Source organism: uncultured Acetobacterium sp. (genome assembly GCF_927416815.1).
Lineage (GTDB): Bacteria > Bacillota > Clostridia > Eubacteriales > Eubacteriaceae > Acetobacterium.
On record NZ_CAKMJU010000069.1, the window covers coordinates 1 to 17749 of the forward strand.

Below are 17749 nucleotides of genomic sequence, written 5' to 3' on the forward strand. Positions count from 1 at the left end.
GCCATTGTGCCACCTCCTAGTTATGTATATGATAACACATAACTAGGATAACGTCAATACAAAATGCCTTCAAAGCCAGTAAAATCAACCGTTTAGAGTGGTCTCTTCGTCATTCCTAGTTATGAGTTACGGGAATCCAGGTTTTAGGCAATATCATCAAAAAATACAGCCATCACCAAAGTGAAGTGACTGAGAAAATAGAAACGAGGAGAGAAAGATGCCATTATCAATGTGTCGAGTAGGTAGTACGGTTGTCGTGAAAGAGTTAGTTATAGATGAGGCATTGTCGAAACGTCTTTATAGTATGGGTCTAATTAAGGGGGCTTATCTTAGGATTATTTCAGCTGAGCATCAGGGGCCGATGACCATTGAATTGTTGGGCAGCCAGTTGGCTCTGGGTTATGAAATTATCTCTCAAATTCAGGTTGTCACATCAAAATATCATTAAAGGGTAATTTTTAAATAAACAACCATAAAAGCAAAGAATAGCGCAATTGAAAGACAAACTTCATTAAAACCCAGCTCAATGGAATTAAAGATTGCCAAAACATTTTTTTTCTTGAACAAGCCATAGTAAATAAGCAGCCCCAGACATAAGGAGCCAATGAATAGGAGCAGCTTTGCCCCATAGGACAAAAGTTCCACCGTGAAACTGACCTCAAAGAGAATGGCAATCAGCTCACTGCCAAAAATACCGCCGAAAAAACAGAGCATACTTAAGCTTAAAACGACAGCCTTCTCGAGAATATCGGAGTTGGCTGTTTCTTTTTTACCTCCATCACCGAGAAGAAGCTGTCCATATTTGACGAAGACTATGATGGTTCCTAGATTTATGAAAATCAAACCGTATTCGATCCAGGTGCCAGCGGAACCGGTGGAAATCAAATATTTAGAAATACTGCCGTTAAAGAGTGGCGCACCAACGACCCCTAAAATTGAAAGGATAGTGGCGATACCGACTGCCGGCATGTGGTGAAACACGCCTTTGATCTCGTCCAGATTTCTGGTATTGTACTCGGTGATGATCATTCCGGCGGTTAGAAATAGGGTTGATTTAAAAACGGCGTGATTCATGATATGGTAGAGACCACCCCAATAAGCGTGGGGACTACCCATGTTGATCCCGATCATGATCAAACCAATTTGAGATACGGTTGAATAGGCCAAAAGGAGTTTGATATCCTTTTGGGCAAAGGCTAAAAGAAAACCAACAATAGCGGTGATAAATCCTAGAATCATAAAAAGCTCAGAGGTATCAATGATGGGCGAAAAGGTGATCTGCAGGCGCAGGAATAAGTAGACCCCAGTTTTAACATATAATCCGGATAAGATGGCAGAAACAACTGATGGCGCACTGGGGGTGCCGTGAGCCTTTGGAAGCCAGCTAAAAAGGGGCATTAAAGCAGCTTTTAAGCTAATTGCAGTAATCATAAAGGCATAAGGAAGGATTAGACTTTGAGGGTTGCTAATCTGGTTTAGAGCGGTTTCAAGCGCATAAAAATCAAGCACACCAATTTTCTTGTAAATCATTCCTACACCCATCAGGAAGAATGACATCGCAACGACATTGATCAGAAAATACATCATCCCATCATAAATAGCAACGTTGGCCTTCTTATACATTATCAGAATGGTAATGATCAGGGTGGCGGCTTCAATCAGAACAAAAATATTAAACAAATCATTTGAAAGAAAAATCGCAATAATTAAGCTCTCGAAACTCAGAAAAAGCAAGAAAAAAAGGTGGTCGGCATAGTGTTTGTTTTGAACGAAGATTATCATCGCCAGGAATAATAAGCAGGTCAAAAGAACCATCGCTGAAGCCAGTAGGTCGGCTCTAAGAGTGATGCCGATGGTATCAGGCCAGCCACCGATATTTTCGAGGATGGTTCCATTTCGGCGCACCTCAACAAAAATTAGTGTGAATGCAACCAATAAGGCGGCCTGAAAAAAGATCATCGTTTTTTTGGCAATCTTAAGGGGAATCAGTTTAGCAACAGTTCCGAAAATTATCGGTAATAAAATAATCCAGTGTAAATTAATCATGTCGATTCCTTTTCTTCATAACTTTTTGCCAGTTGGTCGAGCCATAACGATGATAGAGGTGAATAAACATGGTTAACCCAGCAGCGGTTACCCCAATGCCAATCACAATATCGGTAATCATCAAGGCTTGCGGAAGCGGGTCAGCAACCTGCAGGGTTTGGGTAACATCGCCGATCGGCGGCACGCTGCCCGGGGCAATATTGGTTGTAATAAAGTATAAAATAATAGCGACTTGCATGATACTGATGGACATAATCGATTTAATGATGTTCTGTCTGGCAATAAGCCCGTAAACACCAACAAAAAAAAGCAGGATGCTGATCGACTCTCCGTTTATTGTGACCATTAGATTCCTCCTTCAAAAAAAGCAAATCTGAAAAATATGATGGTAAAACCACTGCAAACTTTGAGACCGATCAAAAAATTCATGACGATAAGATAGATGAGGTTCAGTAGTTCTGAGTGGTTGGCTGGAGATACAAATAAAAAAAGAGCAGGATAAAGAATAATACAGACAAACAGCGTCTTTTCTGCCGTTTTCAGGGTTTTCAGGCGGATACATCGGTCTGGTTCAACCAGATACCGGGTGATGAAAACCGAGGCCAGCACAGCACCCCCCTGGAATCCGCCGCCGGGGCTGGCATGCCCGTTTAAAATCAGATAAAAGCCAAACAATAAAATAAAAGGATACAGAAGCCCAGTTATTCGCGAAATTATTTCAGAATGATCAGTCATCGGTGCGCCTCCAGGAAAGATTAATGACAGCTGTTACACTGACGAGCAGAATCAGGGTTTCAAAAATACTATCGAACACCCGGTAATTCAGGTAGATTGCCGCGACGGCATTTTGGGCATATGTGTCGGGTTTGAAATGCTCAATATAAAAATCAGCGATTAGCGGGTCGGCTGCCAGATAGGCATCGAAATTAACATAAAAAACCAGTGCAGTGAGCATCAGGGTAAAGATCATTGTAATGATTCTACGCTTCATTGTCTTCTCCTTCCGCACAACGCATTAAGTGAAGGTTCAAGTCGCCATGGTTGGTTAGTAAATAGTCTTCGACAGCATCGATCTGATAATCTTCAGCACAGCCATAAATCCAAATGTCCTGGTCGGTATGATGAATGGCAAGGTCAAATTTTTCCTGCGCGAGGACGGTTTCAATGGGTTCACGGGAGTAAATAATCTGCGGTTCCATTTCCCGTTTAACTAAAAAAGTCTCCAAATTGTATAAAAATGGTGATTCGCTTTTTAGCAGTCGAATGTCCTGGAAATTTGAGTCATTTGTGTAATAGATGGAGAAGACCTTATACTTTCTCAGCGCCACCAGATACAAAACGGTCGTGATGGTGCTACCAATGATCGCTTCGGCAATGGCCACATCCGGGGCACCATAGAGCAGGTAAACAAAGGAACTGACCAGTGAAAAGACACCCAAATAGACAACTGCCCGTCTTAGTTTTTTCGTATTGAGTGCGATAATGGCCAGAATCACCAAGGTAATAAGGAAGATATCTTCAATCATAGTCGGGTCTCCTGATTAATGGTATAACCACTCAAAAAAGCCGATCGGGCGATCGCATGGGTGGATAGCGGGTTCGTGATCATCACTAAAATGGTAATCAGCAGTATTTTCATAGCAGCATAGGAGAGCCCTGATAAAATGATGAAACCAATCATGATCGTCAAAAATCCGACTGTTTCAATTTTCGAAGATATTAAAATTCGCGAATAGAAATCTTTAAAACGAAATAGGCCGATAACGCCTAAAGACATAAAAATAAGGGCGATCACAATGAGCAGATAAGCTAGAAAATCGATCATGAGATGTCTCCTTTTTTTTCGATAAATCGGGCAATGAGCACCGTGCTGATAAATCCAAGCAGGGCGTAAACCAGTGCTACATCGAGCAAATAGGACTGACCGGTGATGAGAGATAGAATAATAATTGACATAATGATTTTAGCTGAAATGGCGTTTAGTCCCAGCAGGCGATCCCAAATGGTAGGACCGAGAATGACCCGAACAAGAACCAGCACAATATAGATAGCAATGACAAACAGGGTGGTTTCTAAAAAGGTCATGCGTCTAAACTCCTTAAGATCATTTCATAGGGGGAACAGGTTTTCCCTTCGGTTATATCAGTAAAGGTGTTTTCATCCTGGAAAGCCAGGATTTGAAGCAGACGGCCATTCTTGCCGATGGTCACGGTTCCGGGGGTAAGGGTAATGGCATTAGCCAATAGACAAATAGCCAGATCATTACGCATACAGGTTTCATATTCGATGATCTTAACGGCATCCTGTCCTTTGATAATTTTAAAAATTGCCGAAATGCCGGATCGGTAAATTTGCAGGAATAAGTAGGTTATATAATAAAAAAGCACTTCCGGTTTAATCGAATAAGCAGTGAGATAGTCATTTTCCAGTAGATAACGATTGGTGAAAAGGATCGAAACGGTTGAAAAAAAGAGGCCGGCAAGGATCTGCGAAAAGGCCATGCTTTCATTAAAAATAAGCCAGATGCCAGTAAAAATAAAAATAAATGAAATGGAATGTGCCAGTTTTTTCATGTGTGCTCCTTTTTCGTTTATGGGAGAACCATTAGAGTAGACTTCATTATAATCAAGAGCATAGTAGGATGTCAACGAGTTTTGAAGAAAATGAAGTAAGCGGGACTGAAAAATGAATGTTTCAGGACTATTAATTAAGAGGCTAGGATCAGGGATCCAAGCCTCTTAATTTTGCTACTAGTACTTATCCATCTCGATATCATCAAGGATGATACTTGGTTCTGGTATCGGAGCAGCTACAGGTTTAACGGAAGAAACAGTTGCTGTTTTAAAGGTGGTTTGTGATGCGGCTTTAACTTTAAAGGCACCGACCATTTCTTTTAGCATCTCGGCCTGACCAGAGAGTTCCTCACTAGCGGCGGCGCTTTGCTCAGCGGTGGCCGAATTAGTCTGAACCACCTGGGAAACCTGTTCAATGCCCAAAGTAATTTGGGCGATTTCTGAGGCCTGTTCATTGGAGGCCTGGGCGATATCGCCAACCAGGCCAGTGACTTTTTCAATCTCAGCCAGAATTTCTTTGAGACTCATGGCCGTATCATCGGCTATTTTTGTGCCGATGCTGACGTTATCGATGGAACCTTCAATCAGGCCGGTGGTTTCCTTGGCGGCTTCGGCACTCCTGGCAGCCAGGCTTCTGACTTCTTCAGCAACAACTGCAAAACCCTTGCCATGCTGTCCTGCCCGGGCGGCCTCTACGGCAGCATTCAGAGCCAGAATATTGGTCTGGAAGGCGATGTCGTCAATCACCTTAATGATCTTGGAAATATCATTGGATGAGGTATTAATATCGCTCATCGCGGAGATCATTTTGGTCATCTGGGTATTGCCGACTTCAGCGTTGGTACGCACCTCAATGGCGCGTTCATTGGCTTCGTTGGCGCGCATCGCATTCTTCTTGGTTTCGCTGGCGACCTCTTCGATGGAGGTGGTTAATTCCTGGATCGAGCTGGCCTGTTCGGTGGTGCCCTGTGCCAGTGCCTGACCACCGTCAGAAATTTGTCGGGCACCGACTTCAACCTGTCCGGCAGCGACATCAATATCAGTCATGGTATAGCTGAGGTTGGTGTTGATATCGTTAAGAGCCGTTTTAATCGCCTGGAAGTCTCCCAGATAATCAGTGGTGATCTCCTGACTTAAATTACCGCGACCCATTTCTTCCAGGGTACTGGTTATTTCGCCAACATATTGGCTCAGGAAGTTGATCGTCCGGTTCAGGGCTTCTTTGATATGGGCGTGATCACCACGGTAATCACCGGCCATTTTAGTGTGTAGATTCCCCTGGGATAATTGGATCAAAGTAGCCGAAGCTTCTTCGATCGGAGCAATGATGGCATCCAGGGTCTGATTAAAGCCGGTGACTATTTTTCCGTATTCACCGGAGAAACCGGAAACATCGCCACGGTTGCTTAAATTCCCTTCAATGGCAATGCTGGCCATTTGTTCTGTTTCATTGACCAGGTTGATAATATTCTGAATCATGCCAACCAGAGCCGGAATCAAGGTGTCATTTTCGCTGCGCTTACCGATTTTTGATAAGACTTCCAGATCGCGCAGATCACCGTTGGCTATATTAGTTGAAATTTCAACAACGCGGGTTAAGCGGGTATGGACATCGTTGATCGAATGGCCGATTTCAGAGTAGATGCCAAGATAATTGGTGGACATCGTTTCTGTATAATCGTTAAGGGACATTTTACCAAGCACCCGATTACTTTCTTCCAGGGCGCCCAATCCGTCAATGCAAGCATTAATACTATTTTTTAAGGCATTAAAATCACCATTATAGGTGGCTATTATTTTTTCAGGGATCTGCCCTTTGCCGATCCGCTCAACATAGTCAGCCGCCACATGCATTGGGCCTACCACGGCGTCAAGGGTGTTATTGACACCGACAACAATGTCTTTGAATCCGCCTTTGAATGCTTCAACATCACCTCGGGTCGATAACTGCCCGGCAACGCCAGCTTGGGCCAGCATCGTAGCTTCATTAATCAACCCGCGAATTGATTCGATGGTTTTTTTAAGAGCTGGCTTGATTTCATCTTGGTCGTCGACGATTTCGATATCAGCCGAGACATTGCCGTCAGAAATCTGATTCATCACCTCAATCACTTCGGTTTGGAGGGTGTCGGCAAAATCATCCATGGCTCGCGCCATTTCGCCAATTTCATCATTCGTTTCCATACGAAGACGTGCGCTTAAATGTCCCAGCCCCATTTCTTTGATCATATGATTGACTTTTTTAATCGGATCAGTAATCCGTTTGGCAATGAAATAGCAGAAGATTATACTGAGTGCTAAAACAACAATAGAAATCAGCACACTGCTTAAGATGGCGCCAGGCAGGGCGGCAAGCACCTCACCCGATTCGATCGCCAGAACCACTGTCCAATCCATGCCTTGGACCTTTGCAGAAGCCATATAATGTTCCTGATTGTTCAGGGTATAGGTGGTAGTAACTGAATCCTGCTCAAGTGCGGCGCCAATGGCAGCCCCTAATGATTTATAATTGGCGTCGGTTTCAGCCAGAGCAATGGGATTCATTTGATTGACAACATTATCCCGGTCAGGATGTGAGATCGCCGTACCGGTCGAATCGATGATGTAGGTATAGCCGGTTTCTCCGAAGGTCATGTTATCGGTGATATCGTTTAAAAACCAGGCATTAGTAACTGCCACCAGAACCCCGGCGATGGTGCCGTTTTCATAAATCGGTACCGAGTAGGCCATGATCAGCGCCCCATTGTCATCGGGATTAACACTGATAACCGGATTCATCGTGCCCCGCTTGCCAGCGGCTGAAACATGAAAATAATCCCGTGCGGTGATATCGACAATCTGCCCCCGGTCACCGTAGCTGTCGGACAGGTACAGGTTGCCGTTGAGATCGGAGACACCAATCCGCAAGAAACGATCGGAACTGCTGACGTCGGTTTTTAACATCGCCATTTTTTCATCGATCGGAACACTGCTAGAGAATATTTTATCCCGGGAGGCGATCCCTTCAAGATAAATATAATTTTGTTCGTTACGGCTGCTGATAATTTCAGCTGAATTCTGAGCCTGAGTATTGAGTGCTTTCTCAGCTTCAGTCACTACTGCATTGGTTAAGCCATTAATCGTGACAAAGGTAAAGATGGCACAGACAACCAGAATCAGTCCGGAAAAATAAATCATCAGTTTTGTTCGAATGCTTTTCATATAGACCACCCCTTTTGTGTTAAAATTATTCCTGTTTGCAAAAAAATAAATGCGTGCTTAAGCTGTTGATGCTTTTTTCTAGGATACCCTCCTTTGTCTAAATTAGCAATGGTCAATCCGGTCATTTAAAAGGTTTTTTTGGATTTATTTAATCGTTTTGATATTGTATTAGAATGTATACCCCGAAAGATCGCATTCACTCGTTCTTTTTTTAATCAAATTCGGAATCATCATATCAGACGATTGTCATCGAAAACAGATGCCTTTGCGCAAATTAAGGGATGTCAATTGACGATTAACACAAAAAAGCAATAGACTTATTTTCTCAAATTTGATAAGATGGACATACAGAAAAAAGGTGATTTGATCGAAATAAGGCGAAGACCGGAAATAATCAATGAGCCCTAGGCATTTATTGCCCTGAAATATAAAAACAAAAGCAGGAGGAAAAAATGGCAATTTTTGAACGTCTTAGTGACTTGTTAAAGGCGAATGTAAACGACATGCTGGATAAGGCAGAAGATCCGGAAAAAATGGTAAAACAGATTATCATTGACATGGAAGCACAGGTTAACAGTGCCACCCAGGCATTAGGTGCTGCCATGGGCAGTGAAAAACAGGCTTTAAAACAATTGGAAACCGCTAAAGCAGCATCAGAAGATTGGGGTAAGAAAGCCAAAACCGCATTATTAGCTGGTAATGAAGCACTGGCAAAAAAAGCTTTGGAGCAAAAAACTAGCGTCGATGGTGATCTGGTTCAGTTTCAAGCTGCCTATGACTCAATGAGCTTACAGGTTGGGCAATTAAAAGATCAGGTTCGTCAGTTAAAGGCGAAGCTGGAAGAAGCTCGAATGAAACAGAATATGCTGATTGCCCGTTCTAAGATGGCCGATGCTCAAAAAAGTGTCAGCACCTCTTTAAACAGCACCGACAGTAAAAGTGCCTTCACGAAACTTGACAAAATGGAACAGAAGGTTAATGCCAAAGAAGCTGAGGCTCAGGCCTTTACAGAGATGGCCGGAGAAAATACCAGTCTCGAAGATGAGTTTGAAGCACTGGAAAAAACTGCGGCAGTTGATGATGAATTGGCCAAACTTAAAGCAGAATTGGGAATAGAATAAAACCATGGGATTTATTATTGGAATACTGATTATGGTTGCCGGGATTTGCTATGCTGTTTACGTTTTGAAAAAAAACAAGACAAAAGCTCAGGAAATCCAATTTCAACAGACAACCTGCATTAAAGACGTTTTGGATATTGTTGGCGATTTATCCAGTTTGGATGAAAATTACCGGCATTACAGCGAGGTCAAGGGGCATCTTCACAGCGTATCGGGAGATGTTCAAGCGCCTTTTTCACAACGGCCAGTGGCTTATTATGAAAATGAAGTATTTTCAGTAAATGAAGAAACCAGAACCGAGCGCGATGATAAGGGTAATACCAGAACCGTTACCAGTAAGGTGGAATCCTCTTTAGCCAGCGAAAAAAGCTCGGTTGAGGTGTATCTTTCTGACAGCAGTTCGGATGAGAAAGTCTATATTGATATGGCCAGCTTTGGTGGCGATGTGGATTTAATGCCAGGCTGCAACCGTATGGAATCACCAGATTCCAGTTGGGTCAGAAACAATTTTAATTTCAATTTTTCGAACTCCCGCGGTTCTCGCTTCCTGGGTTATCGTTTTTTCGAAGAAATTCTTCCGGAAGATCAGCCGATGTATATTCTGGGTGAAATTCATAAACGCGGCAATCGCCTTTATGTGGGACGGTCAGTGACAACTAAAAAACCATCCCACGTAACCTATAAATCTGAAGATGAATTATTGGATGATATTAAGAACGAAAAATTTATCGCACTGGCTGTTGCAATCGGCAGTGTCATTGGCGGAATTGTAGTGATGTTTCTATTCTAAAACCAAGCTGGTTCAGGAAATGACTAAAATGAAATAGAAACAAAAAAGTGAGAAAAATGTGAGAAAATAAAAAAGCAGTGATCCCGGATGGATGCACTGCTTTTTTTATATTAGGAATGAAAAGAAAAAGGGGAGATGTTTATCTCTTATCTAAATAATACCCCGCTAACCTTTAGCGAAACTTGGAATTCAGAAATAATTAAGAAAAGTTGGGGATTCATGAAGGGTAATGATTATACCTTTGAAAAAAAAGGCCTAGCGGTTATAATTAAAGTATTATTCAAAAACTGCTGCAAGAAATATCAAAAGTATGACTTAGAAAGCTGAGAAAGAGCTAAGCTTAATCTAAAAAGTTAAAAAAAGAAAGCACATGAGGTAAAATTGATGAAATTTAAGAAGGCAATTGTCTTCCTGCTGGCGATGGTTTTAATCGGAAGTTCTTTCCCGCTGGGAATTTGGGCACAAGACCATTCGATGGTCATTCAGAGTCTCGATCAGGTCGCCGATCTTGACACCACTTCGAGCAATAAGGATCAGATTATAGTCATTTATAAAGCTCAGGGTGATGTCGGAAATCTGGCTCTGACCAGTCAGGATATTAAGGGCGGAGAATCTTTAGGTGAACAAGTCGATATCATTCAGGTTACCGATTCAGCCAATATCGATGCGCTGGTCGCCAAACTATCGGAAAATCCCAATGTGCTGGTGGCCGAAAAAAACAGCTACATTCAGACGTCGGATTTACCCAATGATCCCGAGTTAGCTAAAGCCTGGCAGTTTGAACGGCTTGGCGCCGATCAGACTTGGAACAAGGTCAATAATTCAGAAACCGTGGTAGTGGCTGTCATTGACACCGGTCTTTTTACTGAACATCCTGATATTAAAGAAAACGTCGTAGCTGGCTACGACTATGTTGATGGAACCACCGATATGGTAGATCTGTCTGGTCACGGCACCCTAGTTGCGGGCTGTGTGGCAGCGGTCGCTGATAATGGCATTGGTTTTGCGGGAATAACTGGAACTGCTAATATCAAGCTAGCCCCATACCGGGTCGGTGGTACCTTTGACGGTGACAAAAATCTCGATGTCGGTTATATTTGTGCCGCCTTGTATGATGCGGCGGCACGACCAGAGGTTAAAGTCATCAATATGAGTTTTGGTGGCTACATGGTTTCAGCGGCTTTGCGAACGGCGGTCGAGAATGCTGCTAATGCGGGTAAGGTACTGGTCGCGGCGGCTGGAAATGAAGGGGCAAATGCTAACTACAAAGGTGAACTGGCAGTGCCAGCCTCCTACAATAATGTTATTTCGATAGGTGCCACCGATAACACCAATAAGATCGCCTATTTTTCACAACATAATAGTCTGGTTGACTTGTGTGCCCCTGGCCATAAAATTTACTCAACAAACCATGATGGCGGATATGAAGAAGCTTCCGGTACTTCGTTTGCAAGCCCCATTACAGCGGCAGCCTGTGCTGTTTTAATGGCTGCGGATCACACCATGACCAGTACCGAGGTGGAAAATCTGCTTAAAGAAACGGCACTGGATTTTAGCGCTAAAGGCCGAGATGATTATTATGGCCATGGTATGATTCAGCTCGATACCGCATTGGCCATGGTTAGCCCGACGAATCCATTAAGTATTGATACCTTCACGGTTGACAAGCCGACTGGGCAAACGCTCGGAACGCTACTAACGTTAAATGCGGCGGCCACGGGAGGCGAGGGCGATTATCAATACAGCTTTTATTATGATCTAAATGGAAAAACTACCACTATTCAGGATTATAGCAATGTTAGCACGGCCGCTTTTACTCCAACCCAGGCCGGAATCTACACCTTGTCGGTGCAGGTGCTTGACGGTAAAGGCAATACCGTAAAAGAATCGATTGTCAATTATGTGGTTAAAGATAAGGTGATGCCAACTATTGAATACCGAACCCATATACAAAATGTCGGCTGGCAGGGTATCATGGCGGACGGCGTTATCAGCGGAACTGAGGGACAATCGCTGCGACTGGAAGCGATTGAAATCAATACGATCTCAAATAATTATAATCTTGGGGTAAAGTATAAAACCCATGTCCAAAATATTGGCTGGCAGAATTTTGTAACCAACGGCTTGCCAAGTGGATCCGAGGGACAGTCCCTTCGTCTGGAGGCTATTGAAGTCGAACTTACAGGTACCGATGCAAATCTCTTCGACGTATATTATCAGGTGCATGCCCAGAATGTCGGCTGGATGGGCTGGGCCAGGAATGGCGGACAGGCTGGAACAGCGGGTTTTGGCTATCGTTTGGAAGGGATCCGGATTGAAATTGTCCCAAAGGGCAGCGTTGCACCAGGTACGATTGACGACCCGTTTATAAAAAAATAATATAGATCCTGGAGCATCTCCAAAATGATCGGCATAGGCCTTGAAAAATTGGAGAGTATTGTAAGCTATTGAGAGCTAGCAGGGATCTAAACCGGGTAGAAGGGAGCAAGAGTGCGTTTTATTGACAAGATCAAAGAGAAATTAAGCGGATTGGTTGAGGCCTTGTCCCGATACCCGCTTACCGTAACGTTTCTAGTGGCGGCAACGGTAATAAATGCCATCGCCATTCATCAGGAAGTAGATTATACCAGCTATTTACTGACCTTTCTGGTCGGGGCATTTTTGGGCATTTGCTTTCAGGCAGGCTGGGAGCGTTTTTCTGACAGAGCTTCCGTTCGGCTGGCTGCTATGGCTCTGTGTCTGGTGCTGACCCTTGGTTATTTTCTGATCGTCCGACAGCATAGCAGCACCAGCATAGAGACCTGGATCCGCACATCGGTGGCTCTTTTTGCACTGTTGATTGCTTATATCTGGGTTCCGGTGGTCAAAAGTGAAGTCAACTTTAATCAGAGTTTTATGGTGGCGTTTAAAGCATTCTTCAATGCTCTGCTTTTTTCAGGGGTGCTGTTTATCGGGAGCACCTTGATCATTACCGCCATTGACCTGCTGCTTTTTAGCGTGTCCGACAAATTATATTTAGATAGCTTAAATATTGTGGGGATGCTATTTGCACCGATTTATTTTCTTTCGTTGATTCCCATCTATCCCGGCGCTCGGGATAAAAACAGGCCACCTGAAAAATTGGTTTATGCGCGTGAAAAGCTGGAACGATCCTGGCAGTGTCCCAAATTTCTGGAGGTTTTAGTTTCTTATATTGTGATACCGCTGCTGACGGTATATACAGTTATTCTAATTATTTATATCATTGGGAACATCACCGGTAATTTTTGGACCGATAATCGCCTTGAACCGATGCTGGTAAGCTTTGCGATTGCGGTTATTGTGATTTATATTCTGGCTAGCAGCCTTGAAAACAAGCTGGCCGGATGGTTTCGAAGCATCTTTCCAAAAGTGCTGGTTCCAATTGTATTGTTTCAGATTGTCGCCTCAATATTACAGATTCAGGAAATTGGCATCACGTATGGTCGCTATTATGTGATTCTTTTTGGGTTCTTTGCCGCTGTATCCGGCGTGCTGATGAGTTTTATGCCAATCCGTAAAAATGGAATCATCGCAGCGTTGCTGATTGGCTTCTCGCTGTTTTCGATCTTACCGCCGGTCGATGCTTTTACCATTAGCCGTGCGAATCAGGTGGGTCGACTCACCGCTGCGCTAACCGAAAACAAGATGCTGGAAAACGATCAGATTAAGCCGAATGGATTGTTGCCAGAGGGGGATAAGAAGATTATCTCAGACGCAATCAATTACCTGGCCATGATGGAATATACTAAAGGGCTACCGTATCTCGATAAAGATTTTAATGTTTATGATGATTTTTATGATGTCTTTGGTTTTTATCGTTACGAGGAAAACCCATACCGTCAAGATTCCTTATACCTGAGTTTGAATCAGCAGTCGGCGATTGATATTTCCGACTATGAGATCTTCCTGGTGGTCAATTTCTATAGTCAGGATCAAAATCAGGATCCGATTATTTCTACCTTTGAGTCGGAAGGAAAGGTCTACACGCTTAAGTGGGATAAAACGCTTTCGCCCGGGAGGTTGATACTCTCGGATGAAACAGATTCAGAGCTGATAGGTATTGATATGAAAGCAGTTTTTGATCGTTTTGATACGACCCAGGGGGATAATTATCAAGTCAGTAAGAATTTTCTATCAGCAGATCAGGCAACCTTCACCCAGGCAAATGACGAAGCGGTGATTTCTTTGATAGCGATGTTTTTAGGCATTGATAAATCAGGAACACAACCCTATTATAGCGGTGATTTTTACGTTTTAGTTCAGATTAGATAGTTTTAAGAAGTGGGGGAAACCTCGCTTTTTTTTTACTTAGAATTTACCAAAATTAAATGCTATGCGAAAACTAAACACGCTTGCACTGTAAAATTAAATACAGGTAAATATATGTCAGTATATGTCAAAATGTCGACAGAATATCTCCTAAATATAAGATGCGAATAAGGTTGCATGATATTAAGTGCATTTAAAAAAGGTTTGACGCTCCTTTACATTGGTGCTATACTAAGCACAAGAAGTTAATCGTTTCGGGACAAAGTTTCTATTGGAAAAAATTGAAATAAAAGCAAGCAAACGATTAAAAGGCATGAAAATCATTATCGAACGAATAATAAGCGCTTAGTATAATTAATGATTAATAAAGCTAATATAAAAGCTTTATCAGATATTTTGTTAATTGAAGAGCTATTGCTTGTTTATAAAAGTGCAGGGCTATTACGATTTCGTGAATTACAGGCATTGCAATTAGTTTTTAATCAGTTTAGTAACGGAGTAAATTATGTTACCAGGAGGTAAGAGTAAAATGATTATTATCGGAGAAAAAATTAACGGCGCAATTCCTTCCACCGCAAAGGCGATTGCCGAAAAAGATGGCGAGTTTATCAAAAATCTGGCCAAGATTCAAACTGAGGCCGGGGTTGATTACATTGATGTCTGCGCTTCGGTTGACGATGAGATCGAACTCGAAACGATGAAATGGTTGATTGATCTGGTTCAGGAAGTTACCGATACCCCGATTGCGGTTGACAGCCCCAACGTCTACACCTGTATCGAATCGATGAAGTTTTGCAACAAGCCCGGTTTATTTAACTCGGTCTCGCTAGAAGGCGATAAGATTGATGCCGCTTTTAAAGCGATTGCCGACACCAAATGGGAATGCGTAGCGCTGCTTAATAGTGACAAAGGGATTCCTAAAACTGCAAAAGATCGGCTTGATGTATTTACCGATTTAATGGCCAAGGTTAGCGAGTATGGCATTGATCCCTCGCGGATGCACATTGATCCCTTGGTTGAAATGTTGTGTACCTCCGAAGACGGGATTGCAATGGTGGTCGAAGTGATTCGCAGCATTAAAGAACAGTATCCAACCATCCATGTCACTGGCGCTGTCAGTAACATTTCTTTTAATCTGCCAGCCCGTAAAATGGTTAACATGGGCTTTACCGTCTTGGCGATGAATGCCGGCCTCGATAGTGCCATTCTTGACCCCACCAATGGCGATCTGATGGGGATCATCTTCGCCACGGAAGCCTTACTTGGCGAAGACGACTACTGCATGGAATATATTGGCGCCTACCGCGAAGGGATCTTTGGTCAGAAGAAATAGTCTGCCCTGACCAGGTTTAGACTATTGGAGTATTAATAACATAAAAAAGACCAGTCCCGGCTGTTACCCATTGGGTTAATGCCGGGACTGGTTTTTTATCAGCCGATCGGATACTGAGCGCTTCTATTTTTTACAGTATCAATTAATAACGACTCGGTTGTTTTAATAAAAGTACTTTGATCCAAGTCTAAAAATTTCAAATAGGATTAACCAGAAATAGAGAACATAAAGTATTATTAATCACAAAGGAAAATAACTTAAAGAAATAGTTGCAAGCTTAAATTTGTTTAGAACGCTTTAATCAGGGTAAATAATTAAAGAATACAAACACAATCTTTTAAGAGGAGGAACAAAATGAACAAAGATATATTAGAAGGAAAATGGGAACAAATGAAAGGCGAAGCTCAGAAAACCTGGGGAAAGCTTACCAATGAAGATCTGGAAGTTGTTAAAGGCGATGCAAAAATTTTAGCTGGAAAACTTCAGGAGAAGTATGGGATGACCAAAGAAGCCGCCGAAAAAGCGATTGATGATTTGAAAGAAAAATTCAAAAAATAGGATAAAATTTAGATGTTAGAAAACATAAAAGCACCTCAATTTGAGGTGCTTTTATGATTAGCCTAATTATTGCTTTGAAAAGCCCGCATGGTCGATCCCGGTGCCGGTGAACCGGCTGGGATGACGACTACTTCGATGGCTTCTAAGCGGTAGCCGAAGCCTTCAGTGCCGGAACTACCACCGTTTTTAGCCCAGTCTAACCAACCGACGTTCTCGGCATGAACACGGTAATAAACGTCATAGCGATAAGCATCGGCACCAGTTAAGCGAACCTCAATCGCTTCTAGACGTAGTCCCTGATTAGAGGTGCCACTGACTTCACAGTTACGCTTCCAACCTTGCCAGCCAATGTTCTGAATATGGGTGCGATACTCAATGCCAAGGTTATAGCCCATGTTATCAATCCGGATGCCGATCGCCTCTAAACGTTTAGATTCTCCCGAGGTACCACTGATTTGACCGTTTGTTTTCCATTCTTGCCAGCCATAATCCTGGATATGAGTTTGATAGGAACAGGTAATGCTTTTCTGTGCCGAAAGGTTTAAAGCAGTGGCAGAATGGTTGCCGGCTTTGTCATAGGCATAGACATGAACCGAGTAGCTACCAAATTCATTGTTATGTTGGCTGTATAAAACCCGGTAAGAAGCGGTATTGCCATTTACTGTAGCACGGTGCCAGACAATATCATCCTGACCGTTTGCATCAGTCCAGGTTGGGAAATAAACAGAATCAACCCCAGAATCAGCATCGGTAACGTCACAGGTAATCGTAAAACCGTCATCATTAATATCGGTGATTCTAGCATTGGTAATCGTTGGCGGGGTGGTGTCCGGAATGACGACTTGATCAAAGTCATCGATATAAATATAGCCCTGGAATCCGCCGACAGAAACCGAATTTTCTGAACCCGCTGTGAAGGTGTTGGTATAAAAGAATGAGCCGCTCCAGGATGATTCAGAAACGGTGACCTTGTTACCTTCAATTTTTTCAACTACAGCAACATGACCATAGGAATTGCCGTTCCAACAAAGAATTGCCCCCAGTTTGGGAGTCGTGCCGGAAGGATAGGCACCTCTAGCCTGGTTATAGCCCCAGAACTGATTGGCATTACCGTTGCTTAAATTGGGCTTGCTTCCGAGAATCTCGTAAGCTCGACCCCAGGCATAGGCGGTGCAGTTTGGCATGCCGTAGCCGGCCAGATAAAAAATATTCTTGGAAAAATAATAATCATTGTCCATTGTAGGAGCAGTAAGTCGCGGCGAGAATACCGATGCAGTACCGATTGATTCATTTAAATAGGCATCGTCTGGCCAACCCGGATCAGGAGCAACATCACCAGCAAGCATCTCCCGGGTTTCCACAAGTGGTGGGGTATCGATAGTGGTCATCACTGCGCTATCGACAGTCGGTTCCTCAGCCAATGCAGCAACAGGAAAAATTCCCAAAGCCAGAGCAAAAACACCAAATAGAAAAATCTTTCTTGCAAATTTCATTTCCAGTATCCTCCCGTTTCAAATTTGAATTTTAGCATAAATTTGTTTTTATCGTAATTGTTAAAAGGCATAATTATCGTAAGTTATGACAATATGATTTTTTCAGATACAACTCGTTACTTAAATTTTACACCTATAGCATAAATTTTGCAATGATTCTTTTGAAAATAAAAAAGAATTTTAAAGTAGATTAGCAAGAACAGTTTTTCATTTGATCCTAAATGACTAAAAGGCTACGCTTTCAAAAATAATAAAGAAAACTGAGGAACTATTTACAAAATAGCAGTGATTGTAAGAAAGACTAATACAAATATTTACAGCTTGTCTATTTACTTATGCGAATA

17 protein-coding genes are annotated in these 17749 nt (G+C 42.7%); 7 read left to right on the forward strand and 10 right to left on the reverse strand.

From position 1 onward, the window contains the following. Nucleotides 1–217: 217 nt before the first annotated feature. On the forward strand, nucleotides 218–448 hold the full coding sequence (locus QZ998_RS10680; RefSeq protein WP_296560464.1) for a FeoA family protein: 231 nt from the start codon (nucleotides 218–220) through the stop codon (nucleotides 446–448). On the opposite strand, the gene QZ998_RS10685 is transcribed toward QZ998_RS10680, so the two are convergent. From QZ998_RS10685 to QZ998_RS10725, 9 genes are all read right to left on the reverse strand, one after another. After that, on the reverse strand, nucleotides 445–2046 hold the full coding sequence (locus QZ998_RS10685; protein ID WP_296560466.1) for a proton-conducting transporter membrane subunit: 1602 nt from the start codon (nucleotides 2044–2046) through the stop codon (nucleotides 445–447). The two genes, QZ998_RS10680 and QZ998_RS10685, sit on opposite strands and share 4 nt — an antisense overlap. Further along, the gene (locus tag QZ998_RS10690) at nucleotides 2039–2392 is read right to left on the reverse strand and encodes a cation:proton antiporter subunit C (protein WP_296560468.1); all 354 of its coding nucleotides are present in this window, start codon (nucleotides 2390–2392) and stop codon (nucleotides 2039–2041) included. The genes QZ998_RS10685 and QZ998_RS10690 overlap by 8 nt, the downstream gene beginning before the upstream one ends. Continuing rightward, a complete protein-coding gene (locus QZ998_RS10695; protein WP_296560470.1) occupies nucleotides 2392–2781 on the reverse strand; it encodes an MnhB domain-containing protein in 390 nt (129 codons plus the stop codon). Before QZ998_RS10695 ends, QZ998_RS10690 begins: the two co-directional genes overlap by 1 nt. Then, nucleotides 2774–3037 carry a hypothetical protein gene (locus QZ998_RS10700; RefSeq protein ID WP_296560471.1) on the reverse strand — a complete coding sequence of 88 codons (264 nt, stop codon included), beginning with the start codon at nucleotides 3035–3037 and terminating at the stop codon, nucleotides 2774–2776. The genes QZ998_RS10695 and QZ998_RS10700 overlap by 8 nt, the downstream gene beginning before the upstream one ends. Beyond that, nucleotides 3027–3572 (reverse strand): DUF4040 domain-containing protein, encoded by a 546-nt coding sequence (locus QZ998_RS10705; protein WP_296560473.1) that lies wholly within the window; start codon nucleotides 3570–3572, stop codon nucleotides 3027–3029. Before QZ998_RS10705 ends, QZ998_RS10700 begins: the two co-directional genes overlap by 11 nt. Next, complete coding sequence (gene mnhG / locus QZ998_RS10710; RefSeq protein WP_296560476.1) at nucleotides 3569–3871, reverse strand: monovalent cation/H(+) antiporter subunit G; 303 nt, start codon at nucleotides 3869–3871, stop codon at nucleotides 3569–3571. The genes QZ998_RS10705 and mnhG overlap by 4 nt, the downstream gene beginning before the upstream one ends. Next, entirely contained in the window at nucleotides 3868–4131 is a 264-nt protein-coding gene (locus QZ998_RS10715) for a monovalent cation/H+ antiporter complex subunit F (protein ID WP_296560478.1), read from the reverse strand. The genes mnhG and QZ998_RS10715 overlap by 4 nt, the downstream gene beginning before the upstream one ends. Further along, nucleotides 4128–4619 (reverse strand): Na+/H+ antiporter subunit E, encoded by a 492-nt coding sequence (locus QZ998_RS10720; RefSeq protein ID WP_296560480.1) that lies wholly within the window; start codon nucleotides 4617–4619, stop codon nucleotides 4128–4130. The genes QZ998_RS10715 and QZ998_RS10720 overlap by 4 nt, the downstream gene beginning before the upstream one ends. Before the next feature lie 177 nt (nucleotides 4620–4796). After that, entirely contained in the window at nucleotides 4797–7820 is a 3024-nt protein-coding gene (locus QZ998_RS10725; RefSeq protein ID WP_296560481.1) for a methyl-accepting chemotaxis protein, read from the reverse strand. A gap of 452 nt (nucleotides 7821–8272) precedes the next feature. Here QZ998_RS10725 and QZ998_RS10730 point away from each other — a divergent pair, with 452 nt between their 5' ends. The 6 genes from QZ998_RS10730 (at nucleotide 8273) to QZ998_RS10755 (ending at nucleotide 15912) form a co-directional block, all read left to right on the forward strand. Next, the gene (locus tag QZ998_RS10730) at nucleotides 8273–8941 is read left to right on the forward strand and encodes a PspA/IM30 family protein (protein WP_296560482.1); all 669 of its coding nucleotides are present in this window, start codon (nucleotides 8273–8275) and stop codon (nucleotides 8939–8941) included. Between the two features lie 4 nt (nucleotides 8942–8945). Beyond that, nucleotides 8946–9731 carry a GIDE domain-containing protein gene (locus QZ998_RS10735; protein ID WP_296560483.1) on the forward strand — a complete coding sequence of 262 codons (786 nt, stop codon included), beginning with the start codon at nucleotides 8946–8948 and terminating at the stop codon, nucleotides 9729–9731. 384 nt (nucleotides 9732–10115) lie between these two features. Beyond that, nucleotides 10116–12110, forward strand: a complete 1995-nt coding sequence (locus tag QZ998_RS10740; RefSeq protein ID WP_296560484.1) for a S8 family serine peptidase — start codon at nucleotides 10116–10118, stop codon at nucleotides 12108–12110. A 111-nt stretch (nucleotides 12111–12221) separates the two neighbouring features. Further along, on the forward strand, nucleotides 12222–14024 hold the full coding sequence (locus tag QZ998_RS10745) for a DUF4153 domain-containing protein (RefSeq protein ID WP_296560486.1): 1803 nt from the start codon (nucleotides 12222–12224) through the stop codon (nucleotides 14022–14024). A gap of 526 nt (nucleotides 14025–14550) precedes the next feature. Then, the gene (locus tag QZ998_RS10750) at nucleotides 14551–15354 is read left to right on the forward strand and encodes a methyltetrahydrofolate cobalamin methyltransferase (protein ID WP_296560487.1); all 804 of its coding nucleotides are present in this window, start codon (nucleotides 14551–14553) and stop codon (nucleotides 15352–15354) included. A 354-nt stretch (nucleotides 15355–15708) separates the two neighbouring features. After that, nucleotides 15709–15912: a CsbD family protein gene (locus QZ998_RS10755; RefSeq protein WP_296560488.1), complete on the forward strand. Its 204-nt coding sequence runs from the start codon at nucleotides 15709–15711 to the stop codon at nucleotides 15910–15912. Between the two features lie 62 nt (nucleotides 15913–15974). Here QZ998_RS10755 and QZ998_RS10760 read toward each other — a convergent pair whose 3' ends face one another. Next, a complete protein-coding gene (locus QZ998_RS10760) occupies nucleotides 15975–17405 on the reverse strand; it encodes a GBS Bsp-like repeat-containing protein (protein ID WP_296560490.1) in 1431 nt (476 codons plus the stop codon). Nucleotides 17406–17749: the final 344 nt, after the last annotated feature.

What these genes read in the sequence shown, in the direction of transcription:
- QZ998_RS10685 (WP_296560466.1), bottom strand. Translation starts at nt 2,046, where the DNA reads ATGATTAATTTACACTGGATTATTTTATTACCGATAATTTTCGGAACT.
- QZ998_RS10705 (WP_296560473.1), bottom strand. Translation starts at nt 3,572, where the DNA reads ATGATTGAAGATATCTTCCTTATTACCTTGGTGATTCTGGCCATTATC.
- QZ998_RS10760 (WP_296560490.1), bottom strand. Translation starts at nt 17,405, where the DNA reads ATGAAATTTGCAAGAAAGATTTTTCTATTTGGTGTTTTTGCTCTGGCT.
- QZ998_RS10695 (WP_296560470.1), bottom strand. Translation starts at nt 2,781, where the DNA reads ATGACTGATCATTCTGAAATAATTTCGCGAATAACTGGGCTTCTGTAT.
- QZ998_RS10740 (WP_296560484.1), top strand. Translation starts at nt 10,116, where the DNA reads ATGAAATTTAAGAAGGCAATTGTCTTCCTGCTGGCGATGGTTTTAATC.
- QZ998_RS10725 (WP_296560481.1), bottom strand. Translation starts at nt 7,820, where the DNA reads ATGAAAAGCATTCGAACAAAACTGATGATTTATTTTTCCGGACTGATT.
- QZ998_RS10680 (WP_296560464.1), top strand. Translation starts at nt 218, where the DNA reads ATGCCATTATCAATGTGTCGAGTAGGTAGTACGGTTGTCGTGAAAGAG.
- QZ998_RS10755 (WP_296560488.1), top strand. Translation starts at nt 15,709, where the DNA reads ATGAACAAAGATATATTAGAAGGAAAATGGGAACAAATGAAAGGCGAA.
- QZ998_RS10735 (WP_296560483.1), top strand. Translation starts at nt 8,946, where the DNA reads ATGGGATTTATTATTGGAATACTGATTATGGTTGCCGGGATTTGCTAT.
- mnhG (WP_296560476.1), bottom strand. Translation starts at nt 3,871, where the DNA reads ATGATCGATTTTCTAGCTTATCTGCTCATTGTGATCGCCCTTATTTTT.
- QZ998_RS10750 (WP_296560487.1), top strand. Translation starts at nt 14,551, where the DNA reads ATGATTATTATCGGAGAAAAAATTAACGGCGCAATTCCTTCCACCGCA.
- QZ998_RS10720 (WP_296560480.1), bottom strand. Translation starts at nt 4,619, where the DNA reads ATGAAAAAACTGGCACATTCCATTTCATTTATTTTTATTTTTACTGGC.
- QZ998_RS10730 (WP_296560482.1), top strand. Translation starts at nt 8,273, where the DNA reads ATGGCAATTTTTGAACGTCTTAGTGACTTGTTAAAGGCGAATGTAAAC.
- QZ998_RS10700 (WP_296560471.1), bottom strand. Translation starts at nt 3,037, where the DNA reads ATGAAGCGTAGAATCATTACAATGATCTTTACCCTGATGCTCACTGCA.
- QZ998_RS10715 (WP_296560478.1), bottom strand. Translation starts at nt 4,131, where the DNA reads ATGACCTTTTTAGAAACCACCCTGTTTGTCATTGCTATCTATATTGTG.
- QZ998_RS10690 (WP_296560468.1), bottom strand. Translation starts at nt 2,392, where the DNA reads ATGGTCACAATAAACGGAGAGTCGATCAGCATCCTGCTTTTTTTTGTT.